At 66.8% G+C, this 16341-nt stretch carries 14 protein-coding genes and 1 tRNA gene; 10 read left to right on the top strand and 5 right to left on the bottom strand.

Going from position 1 to position 16341, the window contains the following annotated elements; genetic code table 11:
* The first annotated feature begins 88 nt into the window (after positions 1 to 88).
* Entirely contained in the window at positions 89 to 1147 is a 1059-nt protein-coding gene (locus tag EOD43_RS20310; protein WP_127745883.1) for an aromatic ring-hydroxylating dioxygenase subunit alpha, read from the top strand.
* Positions 1148 to 1163: 16 nt separating this feature from the next.
* Here the strand turns inward: EOD43_RS20310 and EOD43_RS20305 are convergent, their stop codons facing one another.
* Entirely contained in the window at positions 1164 to 1763 is a 600-nt protein-coding gene (locus tag EOD43_RS20305; RefSeq protein ID WP_127745882.1) for a TetR/AcrR family transcriptional regulator, read from the bottom strand.
* Positions 1764 to 1859: 96 nt separating this feature from the next.
* Here EOD43_RS20305 and EOD43_RS20300 point away from each other — a divergent pair, with 96 nt between their 5' ends.
* On the top strand, positions 1860 to 4814 hold the full coding sequence (locus EOD43_RS20300) for a DUF2339 domain-containing protein (protein WP_164857377.1): 2955 nt from the start codon (positions 1860 to 1862) through the stop codon (positions 4812 to 4814).
* A gap of 67 nt (positions 4815 to 4881) precedes the next feature.
* A tRNA-Gly gene (locus EOD43_RS20295) sits at positions 4882 to 4955 on the top strand.
* On the opposite strand, the gene EOD43_RS20290 is transcribed toward EOD43_RS20295, so the two are convergent.
* Both EOD43_RS20290 and EOD43_RS20285 read right to left on the bottom strand, forming a co-directional pair.
* Positions 4921 to 5874, bottom strand: a complete 954-nt coding sequence (locus tag EOD43_RS20290) for an alpha/beta hydrolase (protein ID WP_127745880.1) — start codon at positions 5872 to 5874, stop codon at positions 4921 to 4923. The genes EOD43_RS20295 and EOD43_RS20290 overlap by 35 nt on opposite strands.
* Entirely contained in the window at positions 5871 to 6818 is a 948-nt protein-coding gene (locus tag EOD43_RS20285) for an SDR family oxidoreductase (protein ID WP_127745879.1), read from the bottom strand. Before EOD43_RS20285 ends, EOD43_RS20290 begins: the two co-directional genes overlap by 4 nt.
* Before the next feature lie 154 nt (positions 6819 to 6972).
* Here EOD43_RS20285 and EOD43_RS20280 point away from each other — a divergent pair, with 154 nt between their 5' ends.
* From EOD43_RS20280 to EOD43_RS20265, 4 genes are all read left to right on the top strand, one after another.
* A complete protein-coding gene (locus EOD43_RS20280; protein ID WP_164857376.1) occupies positions 6973 to 8931 on the top strand; it encodes a flavin-containing monooxygenase in 1959 nt (652 codons plus the stop codon).
* Positions 8932 to 9025: 94 nt separating this feature from the next.
* Positions 9026 to 9232, top strand: a complete 207-nt coding sequence (locus EOD43_RS20275; protein ID WP_127745877.1) for a hypothetical protein — start codon at positions 9026 to 9028, stop codon at positions 9230 to 9232.
* 52 nt (positions 9233 to 9284) lie between these two features.
* Complete coding sequence (locus tag EOD43_RS20270; protein WP_127745876.1) at positions 9285 to 10682, top strand: DUF1800 domain-containing protein; 1398 nt, start codon at positions 9285 to 9287, stop codon at positions 10680 to 10682.
* Between the two features lie 2 nt (positions 10683 to 10684).
* Positions 10685 to 11830, top strand: a complete 1146-nt coding sequence (locus tag EOD43_RS20265; protein ID WP_127745875.1) for a DUF1501 domain-containing protein — start codon at positions 10685 to 10687, stop codon at positions 11828 to 11830.
* Here the strand turns inward: EOD43_RS20265 and EOD43_RS20260 are convergent.
* Both EOD43_RS20260 and EOD43_RS20255 read right to left on the bottom strand, forming a co-directional pair.
* Positions 11827 to 13371 carry an amidase gene (locus EOD43_RS20260; protein WP_127745874.1) on the bottom strand — a complete coding sequence of 515 codons (1545 nt, stop codon included), beginning with the start codon at positions 13369 to 13371 and terminating at the stop codon, positions 11827 to 11829. The genes EOD43_RS20265 and EOD43_RS20260 overlap by 4 nt on opposite strands.
* A gap of 78 nt (positions 13372 to 13449) precedes the next feature.
* Positions 13450 to 13632 carry a hypothetical protein gene (locus EOD43_RS20255; RefSeq protein WP_127745873.1) on the bottom strand — a complete coding sequence of 61 codons (183 nt, stop codon included), beginning with the start codon at positions 13630 to 13632 and terminating at the stop codon, positions 13450 to 13452.
* A 139-nt stretch (positions 13633 to 13771) separates the two neighbouring features.
* On the opposite strand from EOD43_RS20255, the gene deoA reads away from it, so the two are divergent.
* The 3 genes from deoA to EOD43_RS20240 all read left to right on the top strand — a co-directional run bounded on the left by deoA (position 13772) and on the right by EOD43_RS20240 (position 16339).
* Complete coding sequence (deoA, locus tag EOD43_RS20250; protein ID WP_127745872.1) at positions 13772 to 15091, top strand: thymidine phosphorylase; 1320 nt, start codon at positions 13772 to 13774, stop codon at positions 15089 to 15091.
* A 70-nt stretch (positions 15092 to 15161) separates the two neighbouring features.
* Entirely contained in the window at positions 15162 to 15896 is a 735-nt protein-coding gene (rutB, locus tag EOD43_RS20245; RefSeq protein ID WP_127745871.1) for a pyrimidine utilization protein B, read from the top strand.
* Complete coding sequence (locus EOD43_RS20240; RefSeq protein WP_127745870.1) at positions 15896 to 16339, top strand: hypothetical protein; 444 nt, start codon at positions 15896 to 15898, stop codon at positions 16337 to 16339. Before rutB ends, EOD43_RS20240 begins: the two co-directional genes overlap by 1 nt.
* The last annotated feature ends 2 nt before the right edge of the window (positions 16340 to 16341 follow it).

Here is a 16341-nt window from a genome sequence, read left to right as displayed (position 1 = left end):
CGAATCGCTCTTTCACCGAAAAAGGCGGGGTGACGAAGTGGATTCGACGCGCCTCAGGGCAGTGACGCGTCGTCGGGAGAGCAGAAAAATGCCATTCTTGCGCAACGCCTGGTATGTGATCGGTTTCCAGACCGAGTTCACCGAAAAGCCGATCCGCCGCCAGATTCTGGGCGAATGGATGGCGATCTTCCGTGACGAGAACGGCACCCTCTGCGCTGTCGAGGATCGCTGCCCGCATCGCTTCGTGCCGCTGTCGATGGGTAAGGTTGAAGGATCGCAGATCCGCTGCGGCTATCACGGCCTCGCTTTCTCCGGCCATGACGGCAAGTGCACCGATCGCCCGATGGACGATGAAGGCCCGATCCCGCCCAAGCTGTGCATCAAGGCTTATCCGACCGTCGAAAAGCACCTTGTCGTCTGGGCGTGGATGGGCGCGAAGGAAAAGGCCGATCCGGCTTTGATCGCCGATTTCGGGCTGCTCGATAATCCGAACTTCAAGTCGGTCCCCGGCTATATCCACATGAAGGCGAACCAGGGCCTGATCGCGGACAATCTGCTCGATCTCAGCCACGTCCAGTTCCTGCACCCGCATATCGCGAGCCAGGGCGATCTCAGCCAGTTCCAGAACAAGGTCGAAACCGAAGCGACCGCCGTATGGTCGCGCCTTTACCGGCCCAGTGTCATCCCCAACATGTTCCAGAAGAAGATGTGGGGTTCGGCCTCCGAACGCGGCGACAGCTATGGCGACGTCCGTTTCTCGGTGCCCGGCAACATCATGGCCTACACCTCGGTGGTCGAGGAAGGGCAACCGTGGGACAGCGGCCTGATGGTCCCCTCGGCGCATTTGCTGACGCCCGAAACCGAATATTCGACCCACTATTTCTGGACGGCCGGCCGCAACGCGCTGCAGGAAGACGAGGCGCTCGACAAGATCCTGCACGATGCGGTGTACGAGGTGTTCTCGACCCAGGACGGCCCGATGATCGAGGCGCAGCAGGAGGCGATGGGCGAAAGCACCGACTTCCTCGCCCACAACCCCGTCATCCTGAAGCCCGACGCCGCCGGCATCCGCGCGCGCCGCATGATGAACAAGCTGATCCGCGAGGAACAGGCCGGCGAAAATCTAAGCGCCGTCGCGGCGGAATAATCGCCGCCCGATCGCGTCAGCCGATCGCGCGGTTCGCCGCGAGCACCTCGTCGACCCGCGCGGTGGCGAGGGCGAGTGGGTCGGCTTCGCCGAGCAGGTCGAAGCTGCCGTTGAGGGCGAAGGCGCAGTGGCCGTGGACGGTGGCGATCAGCGATCGTCCAAGGCTCGCTGCGCTGTCGGCGTCGAGCGCGGGGAGGGCGATCGCGACTTCGCGGATGACGATGTCGGTCAGGTGCGCGCGCTGTTCGGCGAGATCGGTGGGCAGGACCATCCCATCGGGAAGGCGATGCTCGTAGATCGCACTCCACAGATTGCGGTGCCCCTGGGCGAAGGCGAAATATCCGCGCACCAGCGCGTGAATGCGGTTCGCGCCGGCACCGTCGAGTTCGCGCGTCAACATGTCGGCCCATAGAAGGAAGCTGCGGCTGTTGATCGCCAGCACGAGCCCGTCGACGCTGCCGAACAGGTTCATGATCGTGCCGACCGAATAGCCGATCCGTTTCGCCACCTCGCGCGCCGAGAAGCGCGCGAAGCCGGTCTCGGCCATCAGCCGTTGCCCTTCGTCGAGTATCAGTGCGACCAGTTCGTCGCGGCTATGATCGGATCGCCTGCCCATAGCCCCTCATAGCGCGTAATTATACGCTGTCTAATTTATCAATTGCACGCTGTTCAATTTCTGATAGTCAGAGTCGTCCGTGATGTGGGGATGATCATGACGCTGATCCTGTTCGTGGCTCTGGTGGTGGTGGGTGCGCTGCTGTTCGATACGCGCCGCCGTTTGTCCGAAGCCGAAGCCCAAGCCTCCGAAGCGCTGTCGATCGCGCAGGCCGCGATGCGCAAGGCCGAAGAGGTTCGCACTGTGCCGGTCGCAGCGCCGGTGGCGCCACCGGAGGAACAGCCAGCGCCGCCGCCCGAGCCGCGCGAGGTCTCCGCGCCGGTGGTTCGGCGAGCGGCGTATCAGGCCCCGCCGCGCGCGCCGGTCGTCGTCCATGTGACTCGGCCGGTCGAGCCGATGGCTGAGCCGGTCGTCGAACCGGTCGTGTCGCATGCCGACGAGGAAGCGTCGTCGGGTTTCGAGGATCTGTTCGGTCGCAAGCTGCCGATCTGGGGCGGGGGCATCACGCTGCTCGTCGCGGCGGTGCTGCTGGTGCGCTATTCGATCGAGGCGGGGCTGCTGTCGCCTTTGGTCCGCACGATCGGCGGCTGGCTGTTCGGTCTGGGCCTGATCGGTGGCGCCGAGGCCGCGCGCCGAATCCGCATCGTCGCCGACGATCCGCGCGTTGCACAGGCGCTGGCCGGTGCAGGCATCGGCAGTCTCTATGCCGCGACGCTCGCCGCCGCCAATCTCTACGGCCTGATCGGTCCGGGGCTGGCCTTCGGCGCGCTGACCGCGATCACCGCACTCGCGCTCGGTCTCGCGCTCCGCTTCGGGGTGCCCAGCGCGATCCTGGGGCTGGTCGGCGGCGTCGCGACGCCTGTGCTCGTGCAGAGCGATGCGCCCAATGTGCCCCTGCTCGCCGCCTATCTGGCGCTCGTCATCGGCGGGCTGACCCTGCTGTCGCGCCATCAGCGCTGGTTCTGGCTGGGCGTCAGCGCGCTGATCGGGGGCGCAGGATGGAGCGCGCTGCTCATCATCGCGGGTGGCCTTGGATCGCTGTCGACGGCGTCGGTCGGTATGCTCGTGATCGTGCTGGGCCTCGGCCTGCCGCTGTTCGGTCGCGACGACGATCGTGCGTGGATGGTGCAGGGTGCGACGGCGGCCGTTGCCGCGCTCCAGCTCGCGATGCTCGTCGCGAGCGGCGGCTTCGCGCTGCTCAACTGGGGGCTCTACGGGCTGCTCGCGATCGGCTTCGTCGGCCTGACGATATGGCAGGCCGCGCTGCGCCCGCTGATCCTGCTGCCGCTCGTTACCGCGCTGATCCTCGCCGCGATCTGGCCCGAGCCCGCGATGACGCATCTCGGCGTCGTGATGGTCGGCATCGTCCTGATCTTCGGGGGCGAGGCGCTGTGGCGGCTGTGGCGCGCCGATGGCGGCATGCTCGAGGCGGGGCGGATCGTCGCGCTTTCGGTCGGTGGCTACGCCGTGTGCCACTGGCATGTGCTGGGCGTGGAGTGGGCGCGCGATATCCGCTTGTCGCTTGTCGCCGCCGCCTTCGCGCTGCTGCCGGTTGCCGCCCTGGCGATAGGGTGGCGTCGTGCGGATCGACACGACGATCTGCGTTTCGGCACGCTCGGCATGACGGCTGGGGCGATGGCGATCGTCGTTGCATTGATGGCGCTGCCCGGCTGGCTCGCGCCGGTCTCGATCGCGGCGATTGCCGTAGGTTTGTTGCTGACCGCCGAACAAGCGGGCGATGCCCTGCTGGCGCGCAACGCCGCTGCCTATGCCGTGGTGGCGGCCCTGTTCGCGCCGCTGACCGATCCGGCGTTGGCGGAAACGAGTCGGCTGTTCGGGCTGACAGTATCGACCGACATGATGTCCGCGCTGCTGCGTTGGGCGGCACCGGCTTTGGCGGGGGCTTTCTTCACCTGGCGGCTGTGGGATCAACCGGTCGCGCGTCCTCTGGCCGGTTTCGCGGCGCTGCTGGTTTATGGTGCGGCGGCGCAGGTCATTCCCGCTACCGCGTTGGCGCCGGCCGTTGCGCTGGGGCTTGTGGCGATCGCCGAAGTGATGCGGCGGCGATATGCGGCCGAACTGCTGCCCGCATTCGGCGTGCTGGGTCTGATCGCATGGGGTTGGGCGCTGCTTCCGCTCGGTGAGTGGTTCCTGCCGGCGGGTGCGTCGCTGTTCGGCGATCCCTTCCTCGTCAGAGATCTGCCCTCGCTCGCCTCGTCGATCGAGCGGGTGCTGGCGCCCGCCTTGCTCGCCGGGATGGCATTGTTCCGTCTGCGCGGCTTTTCGGATGCGGTCAGTTGGCGCGCCGCCACCGCAGGCGCTGCCGCAGCGGCGATGATCGGCGTGCACATGGCCTACAAGCATCTGTTCGCGATCGACGACGCGCTGATGTTCGAGAGCCTTGGCCTGGCCGAGCGCACCGTTTGGCAAGTGCTGCTGCTCGGCGTCGGCGTGGTCGCATGGCGCGCGAAGCTGCGCTGGTGGGCTGCATTGCCGCCCGTTGCGATGGCGCTGGTCCATGCCGTCTATTACTCGCTGTGGCTGCACGATCCCTTATGGGCGCCGCAGGCGGTGGGGCCGTGGCCGGTCGCCAATCTGATCGTGCCGATGGCGGCGCTCATCTTCGGCGCGTTGCTGCTCGCCGAGCGGGTCGCGCCCCAGATCGCGACGCGCGCCGCCCGGCCCATCACGATCCTGCGGATGGCCACCATCCTGTTCCTCGGCCTCGCAAGCCTGCGACAGATCTTTTGCGGCAGCCTGTTCGCGCCGGTGCCGATGGGGTCGGTCGAGGATATCGGCCGCTCGGTGATCCTCATCCTGATCGCGATCGGTTTCTTGCTGTGGGGCATCCGCGTCCGGGCGCGCGACTGGCGGATCGGTTCGCTCGTCCTGATGTTGGCGGCGGTGATGAAGGTGTTCCTGGTCGATGCGTCGGGCGCCGAAGGCCTGCTGCGCATCGCCTCCTTCCTCGCGCTGGGCTTCAGCCTGATCGGGCTCGGCTGGCTCTACAGCCGATATCTGCGCGTGGACGCGGACAGGGGGGTGATGTGACGGCCCACAACTTCCGCCGCCTTGGCGTTGACCAGGTGGCGGTGGTTGTGGCACTTGGCCGTCGATCGCGGGTGTAGCTCAATGGTAGAGCAGAAGCTTCCCAAGCTTACGACGAGGGTTCGATTCCCTTCACCCGCTCCAGTTTCCCAAGCAGCCATTCGCACAGTTCGCCCATCGCGGTGCGGACCGACGGGACGTAGGGCACCCAGCTGAAGAAACCGTGCGGCATGCCCGCATAGCGCCGCTTGACGGTGGGAACGCCGGCGGCGGCGAGCAGGTCGGCATAGGCTTCGCCCGTATCGCGGGTCGGATCGCATTCGCCGCTGGCAACGAAGGCGGGCGGCAGCCCTGCGTGGCTGGTCGCATGCGCGGCGGCGGCATCGGGGTTGGTGCGGTCGGCGGGGTCGGGGAGGTAATGGCCCCAATAATAGATCGCCTCGTCGCGCGTGATCAGCGGCCCGTTCGCATGTTCGTTGAACGAGGGCAGGGTGAGATCGGGATAGGCCGGCGCACCGTACATCAGCACCTGCGCGGCCAGCGGCAGGCCGGCCGCCCGCGCCCGCAACGTCATCGACGCGGAGATGTTGGCGCCCGCGCTGTCGCCGGCGACGGCGATGCGCGCCGGATCGCCGTTCAGATCGGCGGCATGATCGACGATCCAGTTGAGCGCATCCCACGCATCGTCATTGGCGGCGGGGAAGGGGTGTTCGGGCGCCAGACGATAATCGACCGACACCAGCACCGCGCCGGTGCCCGAGGCGATCGCCCTGCAGATCGCATCGGCAACTTCGAGGTCGCCGATCACGAAGCCGCCGCCATGATAATAAGCGACGATCGGAAAGGGGCCGTCGCCCTGCGGCGTATAGATGCGGATGCCGATCGACCGGCCGGGCAGGTCGATCGTACGATCGGCGACCGACGCGAGCGGCACGTCATACCGGGGCGCGGCGGCAGTCGCGGCGTTGATCGCGGCGCGATAGGCCGGGATGTCCGCGCCGATGATCGACGGGGTGCGCGGCGTCGCCTCCAGCAGCGCCTTGATCGCGGGATCGAGGGTCATGCGCTGGCTCCATGCTTGGCTTCGGACCAGCGGACGTTGCTGGTCGTATCGCTCGCGCCCGCAATCGCCGGGCCCATGTCCTTCAGGCGCTGCTCCAGCTCCTCCATCATCGAATAGGGCGTATGTTTGGCGACGCGCGCGGTGAGCGCGGCCGCATGGCTTGCCCAGCTGTCAGGAGATTCGGGGCGGTCGACCGCGAAGCTGTCGCCTTCCGCCAGGAAGACGGGGGCGGCCCGCCCGCCGCCGCACTCGATCGCGCAGCCGGTGATCGTCGTATCCCGGTGCGCCAGATAACCGATCAGCCCGGCGACCCGATCGGGCTGGAATGCGCGTTCGAGCAGGGCGACGAACGCCTTGTCGGGGATCTGGCTGGTCATCTGGCTGATCGCGGTGGGCAGGATCACGTTGACGCGGACGTTCTGCGATGCGCCCTCCATCGCCCAGGTCCGGCTGGCGGCGAAGATTGCGGCCTTCGCGGCGACATAGGTGCTGGTATATTCCGATCCGAAGATCGCGGTCGACGCGGTGTTGATCAGCCGCCCGTTCCCCGATGCGACGAGATGCGGCCACACCGCACGCGCCAAAGCCAGCGTCGAGGCGAAGTGCGAATCGAACACCCGATCCCATTCCTCCGGCGCCATCTTGTGGAACAGCCCGCCGCCGGTGAGGCCCGAACTGTTGACGACGATATCGAGCCGTCCGTAGCGATCGATCGTCTGCGCGACGATATCGTCCGCGCGATCGACCGACGATGCCACCACCGCAATCGCATCGCCACCGGCGGCGACGATCGCGTCGGCAACGGCCTGCGCGCTGTCGCTGATATCGTTGACGATCACCTTCGCCCCCAGCGCGCCGAACATGCGCGCATAGGCGCCACCCAGCGAACCGCCGCCGCCTGCGACAATCGCGACCTCGCCATCGAAGCGCAGCGTTTTACCCATCCACTCTCTCCTTGGAAGCGGCCGTTGTCCGGCGCGCTTTTTCACCGCAGATGCCGCGGCTCTATTATGTAAGTATGCACTCACTTTTGCTATCGACGGCCCCCGGATGAGTCAATACGAAGGGCCGGAACGAAGAATGCGTAGGGAGGAAATCATGACCGATCAGCCCGCAGCGGCCACGCTGCACTCCGCCGTCGCCGCGCTCGATCCGATCGTCGCGCTGCTCGCGCTGGTGCATCTGACGGGCGATCGGACATTGCTGCGCACGCTGGGCGGGGAGTTTGACGGCGTGCCGCGCGGCGGGGCCCAATCCTCCTTCAACCCGCGCGATACGGGCAAGCCCAAGGAACTCGATCCGGCGGTCGATGCCGATATCCGCGCGCGCCTGATCGCGGCGATGGAGAGTAATCCGAACCCGATCATCACCCAGCCCGATCGCGCGCTGTTCCAGCAGATGGCGGATTTCTGCATCGGCATGCCGCTCAAGCCCGATGCCACCGCGATGGGGCGCGAACAGGCGGGTTTCTCGCGTGACGAGGGCGCGGCCGAGGCGAAACGGGTGCCGCCCGAAGGCTTCAAGGTGTTCGTGCTGGGTGGCGGCATGGCCGGGCTGATCGCGGGCATCAAGCTGAAGGCCGCCGGCTTCGACTTCCAGATCGCCGAGCGTTGGGATGCGATTGGCGGCACCTGGATGGTCAATCGCTATCCGCATGTCGCGGTCGATACGCCCAGCGTCCAATATTCGCTGTCGTTCGAACAGAATGCGTCGTGGACCAAATATTATCCGCGCGGCCCCGAATATCGCGCCTATCTCGATCGCGTCGCCGACAAATATCAGATCCGCGACAAGATCGCGTTCAATACCACGATGACCGGATGCCACTGGGACGACGATCGCAATCTGTGGACGATCACGTGCACGCAGGACGGCAAGGAAGTCGTCTATGAGGCGAATGCGGTGGTGGTGGCGATCGGCTTCCTCAGCCGCCCGTCCTTCCCCGACGTGCCCGGTCTCGACAGCTTCGCAGGGCCGGTTCTCCATTCGGGCAACTGGGACGACAATGTCCAGATCGAGGGCAAGAAGGTGCTGGTCGTCGGCACGGGTGCGACCGCCGCGCAGCTGGCGACCAATCTGGGTGGGCGCGCCGATCACCTGACGATCGTGCAGCGCCAGCCCAATTATATGATGCCCGATCAGAAGACGCTGAAGGAGGTCGATCCCGACGAACGCTGGGCGCTGGAGCATATCCCCTTCGTGACGCAATGGCGCCGGTTCCAGAGCCTCGTCAGCTTGCTCACCCTGCCGATCTCGCCCGCCGTCATCGATCCCGATTATCGCGCGCGCACCGGCGGGGTATCGGCGATCAACGAAGGCGCGAAGCAAGTCAGCCTGCGCTACATCGCGGAAAAATTCGCCGACCGGCCCGATCTGAAGGCAAAGGTGACGCCCGACTTCCCCTTTTTCGCCAAGCGGCCGATCCTCGATTGCGGCTATTACGACACGTTGAAGCGGCCCAATGTCGATCTGGTCGAAGGATCGCTGGCGCGGGTCGAGCCCGACGGAGTCGTGCTGAAGGACGGCACCCGCATCGCGTGCGACGTGCTGGCGCTCGCGACCGGATGGACGCTCGATTATATGTCGAACCTCGACATTCGCGGGCGGGGCGGGCGCAAGTTGTCCGACACATGGGCCGAATATCCTTTTGCCTATAAGGGGCTGGAGGTGCCGGGCTTCCCCAATTTCTTCGTGACGAGCGGGCCGAACTCCGCGCTCACATCCTCGCACACCACGCTCGCCGAACAGCAGATCCATTATATCGTCGAGACGCTCAAGCTGATGGTCGATGAGGAATTCGCCGCGGTCGAAGTGACGCAAGAAGCGTGCGACGCCTATAATCGCGATCTGGAAAAGCGGCTGGAACAGACGATCTGGATCCAGAGCGGCACCGCCCACGGCTATTATCGGCACGCGACCGGGCGGATCGTGCTGGGCTATCCGGGCACCAACCTCGAATATTGGCTGGCGCTGCGCCGTCCGGTGGTGGAGGACCATCGCTTCACATCGAGCGATAGCGACGCCGCGATCGAGCCGGCGAGGGCGGTCCTCACCTGACGCCCCAAATGTTGCACCGTTGAAATGCGGCGCAATCGGGCTGCAAATGCCGGGGTCCATCGCTCCCTTGCCCGCAAAGCAAGGGAGCAACGCCATGCTGCAGACGCATCCGGAAACCGCGTTCGAAATCGACCTGAAGAAGCATAGCGCGATGGCGTGTGAAAACGGGCGACATTCGGCGGTTTCGCGCGTCCACGATCCGGCCTTGGGCGTCAGCTATGCCGAATGCCGCCACTGCGGATGCAAGCTGATGCGCACCGCCGCCGCGCGCCGCTGGTATCGCACCGGCGTGATGGGTTAGCGACCAAAACAGCCATCATGCGTTCAGTCGGGGTGAGTCATGAGGCCCCGATATGTCCGAATCCGCTATCGCCCTGAACCGCTTCGGTATCGGCGCACGGCCTGACGATCCGGCCCCGACCAATCCGAAACGCTGGCTGATCGACCAGTTCGATCGCTACGAACCGCGCCCGGCCGTGTGGGCCGCATTGCCGCCGATCGCCCAGCTTGCCGATGATTATGCGCAGGTGCGCATGGAGGTGCGGCAGGCGCCCAAGGACGATCCCGCCAAGAAGGATGCGCGCAAGGAGATGCGCCGCGACGCGCGGCAGAACTATCAGGATGCGGTCAATGCGCGCGCAGCCTCCGCGCTGACGGCGGCGGCGCCGTTCGTCGAGCGGCTCGTCTGGTTCTGGGCGAACCATTTCGCGGTGTCGGCCGACAAGGCGACCGTCGTCCCCTTCGCAGGCAATTTCGAGGCGGAGGCGATCCGCCCGCATGTTCTGGGCCGGTTCGAAGACCTGCTGCTCGCCGCCGAACGGCATGCGGCGATGATGCTCTACCTGGATCAGGCGCAGTCGATCGGGCCGGACAGCATAATGGCGCGGCGGGCGGCGATGAACAATCCGGGGCGGCAGCGCGGCCTGAACGAAAATCTGGCGCGCGAGATTATGGAGCTGCACACGCTGGGCGTCCGCACCGGCTATTCGCAGGCCGACGTGACCGAGTTCGCCCGCGCGCTGACCGGATGGAGCGTCGGCGGGCTGGGGCGCGGCGGCGGACGGCCGGGCGGCCCCAATCAGGGCGATCCCGGCGAATATCTGTTCCGCCCCGGTCTCCACGAACCCGGTGCGCGCACTATCATGGGGCGCAGCTACACCCAGGTGGGCGAGGCGCAGGCTGAGGCGATCCTGCATGATCTGGCCGTCGCGCCGGCCACCGCGCGGCATATTGCGACCAAGCTGGCGCGGCATTTCGTGGCCGACGATCCGCCGCCTGCGCTGGTCGATCGGCTGTCGGCGGCTTTCCTGCAGAGCGGCGGCGATCTGCCCAAGGTCTATCGCGTGCTGATCGATGCGCCCGAGGCTTGGGCGGCGGGCGCATCGAAGTTCAAGACGCCGTGGGAATGGAGCATCTCCGCGATGCGCGGGATCGGGATGCGCGAGATCGGGCAGATGCAGGTCGCGCCCATGCTCAACCAACTCGGTCAGCCGGTCTGGCGCCCCGGATCGCCGGCGGGCTTCGACGATGTCGCCGCCAGCTGGGCCGCGCCCGACGCGCTCGTCCGTCGGGTTGAGGTGGCGCAGCGTTTCGCGCAACGCGTCGGCGACCGGCTCGATGCGCGCAAGCTGGGCGCGACATTGATGCCCGGTACGATTGCGCCTGCGACCGAACAGGCGATCGGCCGCGCCGAAAGCCCGGTGACCGGTCTTGCGCTGCTGCTCGTCTCGCCCGAATTTCAAAGGAGGTGAGGATGATGATCCGCCGCCAGTTCCTGCGCTTCTCCGCCATCGGTGCCGGCGCATTGCTCGTCGCGCCGCGCCTCGCGCTCGCGGCGGCGCAGACCGATCGCCGCTTCCTGTTCGTGATCCAGCGCGGGGCGGCGGACGGGCTCAACACCGTCATTCCCTATGCGGATCCGGCCTATGCCCAATTGCGCGGCGCGCTGGCGATCGATCCGACGACCGCGACCAAGCTCGACGCGCAGTTCGCGTTGCATCCGTCGCTGGTCGAGATCGGCAAGATGCACGGCGCGGGGCAGGCATTGTTCGTCCATGCGGTCGCCTCGCCCTATCGCGAGCGATCGCATTTCGATGCGCAGAACGTGCTCGAGACCGGCGGCACCGCGCCCTATCGTCTGCGCGATGGCTGGCTCAACCGGCTGACCGGCATGATGACGGCGCAGAAGGAGGAGGCGATTGCCTTTGCGCCGACCGTGCCGATGGCGCTGCGCGGCCCCGCCGACGTCACCAGCTACGCGCCTTCCGCGCTGCCGCAGGCGACCGACGATCTGCTCGCGCGCGTCGGCGATCTCTACACCGAAGATGCGCAGCTCGATCCGCTCTGGCGATCGGCGATGGCGACGCGCGGCATGGCGGGCGAGAATGGTCCGAAGCAGGATCCCGCGAGCCTCGGCAAGCTGGCGGCCGGCTTCCTCGCCAAGCCCGATGGCCCGCGCATCGCGATGATCGAGACGGGCGGGTGGGATACGCATAGCGGGCAGGCCGGGCGACTGGCGGCGCAGTTGAAGGCGCTGGATGTAATGCTGGCGAACCTGCGCGACGGGCTGGGGCCGGTGTGGAACGATACGGTCGTGCTGGTCGCGACCGAGTTCGGGCGGACGGCTGCGGCGAACGGGACGGGCGGCACCGATCATGGCACCGGATCGGCGGCGATGCTGATCGGTGGTGCGGTGAAGGGCGGGCGCGTCGTTGCCGACTGGCCGGGGCTGGCGCAGGCCAACCTGCTCGATGGCCGCGATCTGAAGCCGACCGCGCAGCTCGACGCCCTGATCGCGGGCGCGGCGGGCGAGACCTTCGGGATCGATCCGCCCCGCGTCGCGCGCACTCTGTTTGCCGATGCTGTGCCCAGGCCAATGACGGGGCTGGTGCGAACCTAAGGCACCGACGCGAGATAGCGGGGCGGTTCGCGCCGGTGGGTGGCCTGCTCATAGGCGTAACCGATCGCCAGCAACTTCGCCTCCGACCAGGCCGGGCCGATGAAGGAAAGGCCGACCGGCAGCCCCTTCACAGGCCCCATCGGCACGGTCAGGTGCGGATAGCCGGCGACCGCGGGCAGGGTGGAGGCGCCGCCACCGCTCGCGCCGCCGCCGTTGACGAGGTCGCTTGGCCAGGCCGGCGGATTGGTGGGGGCGATCAGCGCGTCGAGCCTGTCTTTCGCCAGCATCGCATCGATCCCCTCGACACCGGCAAGCCGCGTCGCGGTCGCGGCGTCCTTCTGGACGGCGGGGTCGGTGACGGGTTTGGCGGCTTCGGCAAAGCCGAAGATTTCCTGCCCGAACCACGGCATTTCAGCGTCGGCATGCGCCTTGTTGAACGCGATCAAGGCGGTGAGATTGCGGCTCGGCACCTCGCTGGGGTCGGTCGACGCCAAATAGGCATTGATCCCCTCCTTGAACTCGGCCGACAGCAGGTCGCGCGTGATGGCGCGGATCGGCCGCAGGTCGAAGGCCGGAATCTCCACGATCTCCGCGCCGCCCTTTTTGAGGTCGGCGATCGCGTTGTCGAACAGCGCGTCGACCGCGGGGTGGAAGCCGGCGGCGAAGCGCATCACCCCGATCCGCTTGCCCTTCAATGCGCCGGCATCGAGCGCGGCGGCATAATCGATCTTGTGCGCATCGGACTGCGTGGTTGCGGGATCGGCCGCGTCGCTACCGGCCATCGCGCCGAGCAGCAGCGCGACGTCGCGCACCGATCGGCCCATCGGCCCGGCCGTATCCTGTCGCGCGGAGATCGGGATGATGTGGGTGCGCGAGACGAGGCCAACGGTCGGCTTCAATCCGACGAGGCCGTTGAGCGAGGAAGGGCAGACGATCGATCCGTCGGTTTCGGTGCCGATCGTCGCGGCGGCGAGGCTGGCGGCCGCCGCCGCGCCGCTGCCCGCGCTCGATCCGCACGGATTGCGATCGAGCGCGTATGGGTTGTGGGTAAGGCCGCCGACCGCGCTCCACCCGCTCGTCGACTTGAGCGATCGGAAGTTCGCCCATTCGGACAGGTTGGTCTTGCCCAATATGATTGCGCCCGCCGCGCGCAGCCGCGCCACCACAGGCGCGTCACGGCCGGTGACATTGTGCGCCAGCGCGATCGATCCGGCGGTGGTCGGCAGTGTGCCCGCGCTTTCGATATTGTCCTTGATCAGGATCGGCACGCCGTGGAGCGGGCCGCGCACCCTGCCGGCCTTGCGTTCGGCATCGAGCGTGCGGGCCTGCGCCAGCGCGTCGGGATCGACGGCGATGACGGCGTGGAGCTTCGAATCGATCTTGGCGATGCGCGCTTGATAGGCTTTGACGAGCGCGACGGCGCTGGTGCGGCCCGCCGCCATCTCCGCCGCTAGGGCATCGATCGGCTGCTCGACGATATCGATCGCCAGTGCGGCGGCGGGCGCCGCCAGCAATGTCAGAGCCAGACCCCAGCGAATCATAAATTGCCCCTCCCCGATCGGCCGAAGCTGATCGAAAAGCGCGGAAGCGCCAAGCCTGTGCTGCGGCGCGGCGTGGGGTCAGGGCAAATGGGGTGTCGCGCGCTCGACCGCGGCGAGCATCTGGTCGAGCCGTTCGACGGCGGCGTCATCGCCGTCCTTCACGGCCTTTTCGATCAGATGGACGATGTGCGGGATGGCATCGGATCCATAAAGTTTGATGATTTCAGCGGCTTGTTCGTCATAACCGTTCGGCTCGCCCATATCGCCCTCTGTTGCAACGCGACATCTCCCGGGCGCGGAACAGCTTGTCCCCTTTGCCGTATCTTTGCCAAACAGCATCCGGCCGGGTAGCGATGCTGATCCGGCTGACATGGATGCAAGCTGAACGGAGTGCTCCGGAATTTCCCCGATTACCGACATTATTCGACGAAAGCGTGACGGCCATGCGCTGACCGCTGACGAGATCGGACTGGTGGTCCGCCGCCTGGCCGATGGGTCGCTGCCGCGCGAGCAGGCGGCGGCGCTGGCGATGGCGATCTTCCTGAACGATATGGACGCGCGCGAGACGGCGGCATTGACCGCCGCGATGGCGCGATCGGGAACGATGATCGACTGGACGGGGCGACTCTCCGGCCCGGTGCTCGACAAGCATTCGACCGGCGGGGTGGGCGACAAGGTCAGCCTGATGCTCGCCCCGATCATCGCGGCCTGCGGTGGCTTCGTGCCGATGATCGCGGGGCGCGGCCTCGGCCATACCGGCGGCACGATCGACAAGCTGCAGAGCATCCCCGGCTACGATCCGTTCGCCGGCATCCATCGTTTCCAGCAGGTGGTGGCCGATGTCGGCTGTTCGATCGTCGGGCAGACCGATGATCTCGCCCCCGCGGATCGTATGATGTATGCGATCCGCGACGTCACCGCGACGATCGAGTCCACGCCGCTCATCACCGGATCGATCCTGTCGAAAAAGCTTGCGGCCGGGCTGGGTGGCCTCGTCATGGACATCAAGGCGGGCAGCGGCGCGTTCATGTCCGACGATGAAGAGGCGCGGGCGCTGGGCAATGCGATCATCGCCAGCGCGCGTGAGGCAGGACTGCCAGCGCGCGCACTCGTTACCGATATGGACGAGACGCTGGGCCATGCCGCGGGCAACGCGCTCGAGGTGATGGAGGCGGTCGCCTATCTGCGCGGCGACATCCGCGAGGCGCGGTTGCACGGGGTGACGGTGGCGTTGTGCGCCGAAATGCTCGTGATCGGCGGCCTTGCGACGGACATTGCGGATGCCGAGGCGAAGGTCGAAGCGGTGCTGGCCAACGGCGCGGCGGCCGAGCGTTTCTCAAAAATGATCGCGGCGCTGGGCGGGTCGGCCGACCTGCTCGATCGGCCCGAGACGCATCTGGCGGCCGCGCCCGTCATACGGCCCGTTCCGGCGCCCGTATCCGGTTGGCTCGCGAAGGTCGATGGCAAGGCGGTGGGCGAGGCGATCATCGATCTGGGCGGCGGGCGGCGGCGCGTCGACGATGTCGTCGATCCGCGCACCGGCTTTGCCGATGTGGTCGCGATCGGCACGCGGTTCGACGCGGGCGATCCGGTCGCGATCGTCCACGCGGGTGACGAGGATGCGGCCGATCGCGCGGTGGAGGCCTATCTGGCCGCCTGCACGTTCGACGATGCGCGCCCGGCCGATCGCCCGCTGGTGCGGATGGTGTTGGGGCGCTGACGCGGCAGGGGCTTGCGCCCGCCGTCATCTTTGGGTCACATTCGCACTTGCAGCACGAAAGGGCCGCGAGATGAGCGTTGAGCCGGGCATTGTCGATCGGGGCGTCGCGGATGGGCCGCGCACCGTCACCCTGCCCGCCCGGCCCGAAGGGCTGCGGATCAGCGCCGACGATACCGCCGTCGTCGTGATCGACATGCAGAATGCCTATGCGACGGAGGGCGGCTATGTCGATCTCGCGGGCTTCGACATTGCGGGCGCGGCCGGGGTGATCGGGAAGATCGGCACCGTCCTCGATACCGCGCGGGCGGCGGGGGTGCCGGTGATCTTCCTGCAGAACGGCTGGGACGCCGATTATGTCGAGGCGGGGACGCCGCAATCGCCCAACTATCACAAATCGAACGCGCTCAAGACGATGCGCGCGCAGCCCGAACTCAAGGGGAAATTGCTGGCGCGTGGCGGCTGGGATTATGAACTGGTCGACGCGCTGACGCCCAAGCCCGGCGACATCCGCGTCCACAAGACCCGGTACAGCGCCTTCTTCAATTCGCAGCTCGACAGCATCCTGCGCTCGCGCGGCATCCGCAACATCGTCTTCGTCGGGATCGCGACCAACGTCTGCGTCGAAAGCACGCTGCGCGACGGCTTCCACCTCGAATATTTCGGGATCATGCTGGAGGACGCGACCCACCATCTCGGCCCGCCGATGATGCAGGAAGCGACCGTCTACAATGTCGAGAAATTCTTCGGCTGGGTTTCGACCGTGGCCGATTTCTGCGGCACCTTCGGGCAGATCGAGAAAGCCTGATGCGATGGCGCGCCGCATCCCTGCTGGTTGCGGCGGGATGGTTGTGGGCCGGCGTCGCGCCCGCCGCGCAGCAGAGCGCCGAAGATTATGTGCTCTCGATCTATGAAGTGCTGCCCGACAGTGACTGGACCAAGCTCCATTACGCCCCAAAGCTCGATGTGCTGATCCGGCGGGATCAGGCGTGCGCCAAGGCGACGCGCGCGATCTGCCGGCTCGATTTCGATCCTTTGTGCGGGTGTCAGGATTTCGCCGGTGATTATCGGCTGGAAAGCATCCGATCTTTGTCCGCCACCAGGGTCGAAGTCGTGATCGACAATGGCGGACGGCAGGTGATCACAATCGATCTGGAGCCGCTCGGCGCCCGCTGGGCGATTGCCGATATCCATCACAAGGACGTTCCCAGCCTTGTCGCGCTGTTGTCGCGCGACGTGTCAAAGGAGTAGCG

It is taken from the genome of Sphingomonas crocodyli, assembly GCF_004005865.1.
Lineage (GTDB): Bacteria > Pseudomonadota > Alphaproteobacteria > Sphingomonadales > Sphingomonadaceae > Rhizorhabdus > Rhizorhabdus crocodyli.
Note: the sequence above shows the minus strand (reverse complement) of the source record. Positions and strands in the feature narration are given on the sequence as shown.

Coding starts and splice junctions, on each gene's coding strand:
- EOD43_RS20240 (WP_127745870.1), top strand. CDS start 15,896: ATGCGATGGCGCGCCGCATCCCTGCTGGTTGCGGCGGGATGGTTGTGG.
- EOD43_RS20290 (WP_127745880.1), bottom strand. CDS start 5,874: ATGACCCTCGATCCCGCGATCAAGGCGCTGCTGGAGGCGACGCCGCGC.
- EOD43_RS20255 (WP_127745873.1), bottom strand. CDS start 13,632: ATGGGCGAGCCGAACGGTTATGACGAACAAGCCGCTGAAATCATCAAA.
- EOD43_RS20260 (WP_127745874.1), bottom strand. CDS start 13,371: ATGATTCGCTGGGGTCTGGCTCTGACATTGCTGGCGGCGCCCGCCGCC.
- EOD43_RS20270 (WP_127745876.1), top strand. CDS start 9,285: ATGTCCGAATCCGCTATCGCCCTGAACCGCTTCGGTATCGGCGCACGG.
- EOD43_RS20305 (WP_127745882.1), bottom strand. CDS start 1,763: ATGGGCAGGCGATCCGATCATAGCCGCGACGAACTGGTCGCACTGATA.
- EOD43_RS20310 (WP_127745883.1), top strand. CDS start 89: ATGCCATTCTTGCGCAACGCCTGGTATGTGATCGGTTTCCAGACCGAG.
- EOD43_RS20300 (WP_164857377.1), top strand. CDS start 1,860: ATGACGCTGATCCTGTTCGTGGCTCTGGTGGTGGTGGGTGCGCTGCTG.
- EOD43_RS20285 (WP_127745879.1), bottom strand. CDS start 6,818: ATGGGTAAAACGCTGCGCTTCGATGGCGAGGTCGCGATTGTCGCAGGC.
- rutB (WP_127745871.1), top strand. CDS start 15,162: ATGAGCGTTGAGCCGGGCATTGTCGATCGGGGCGTCGCGGATGGGCCG.
- EOD43_RS20280 (WP_164857376.1), top strand. CDS start 6,973: ATGACCGATCAGCCCGCAGCGGCCACGCTGCACTCCGCCGTCGCCGCG.
- EOD43_RS20275 (WP_127745877.1), top strand. CDS start 9,026: ATGCTGCAGACGCATCCGGAAACCGCGTTCGAAATCGACCTGAAGAAG.
- EOD43_RS20265 (WP_127745875.1), top strand. CDS start 10,685: ATGATGATCCGCCGCCAGTTCCTGCGCTTCTCCGCCATCGGTGCCGGC.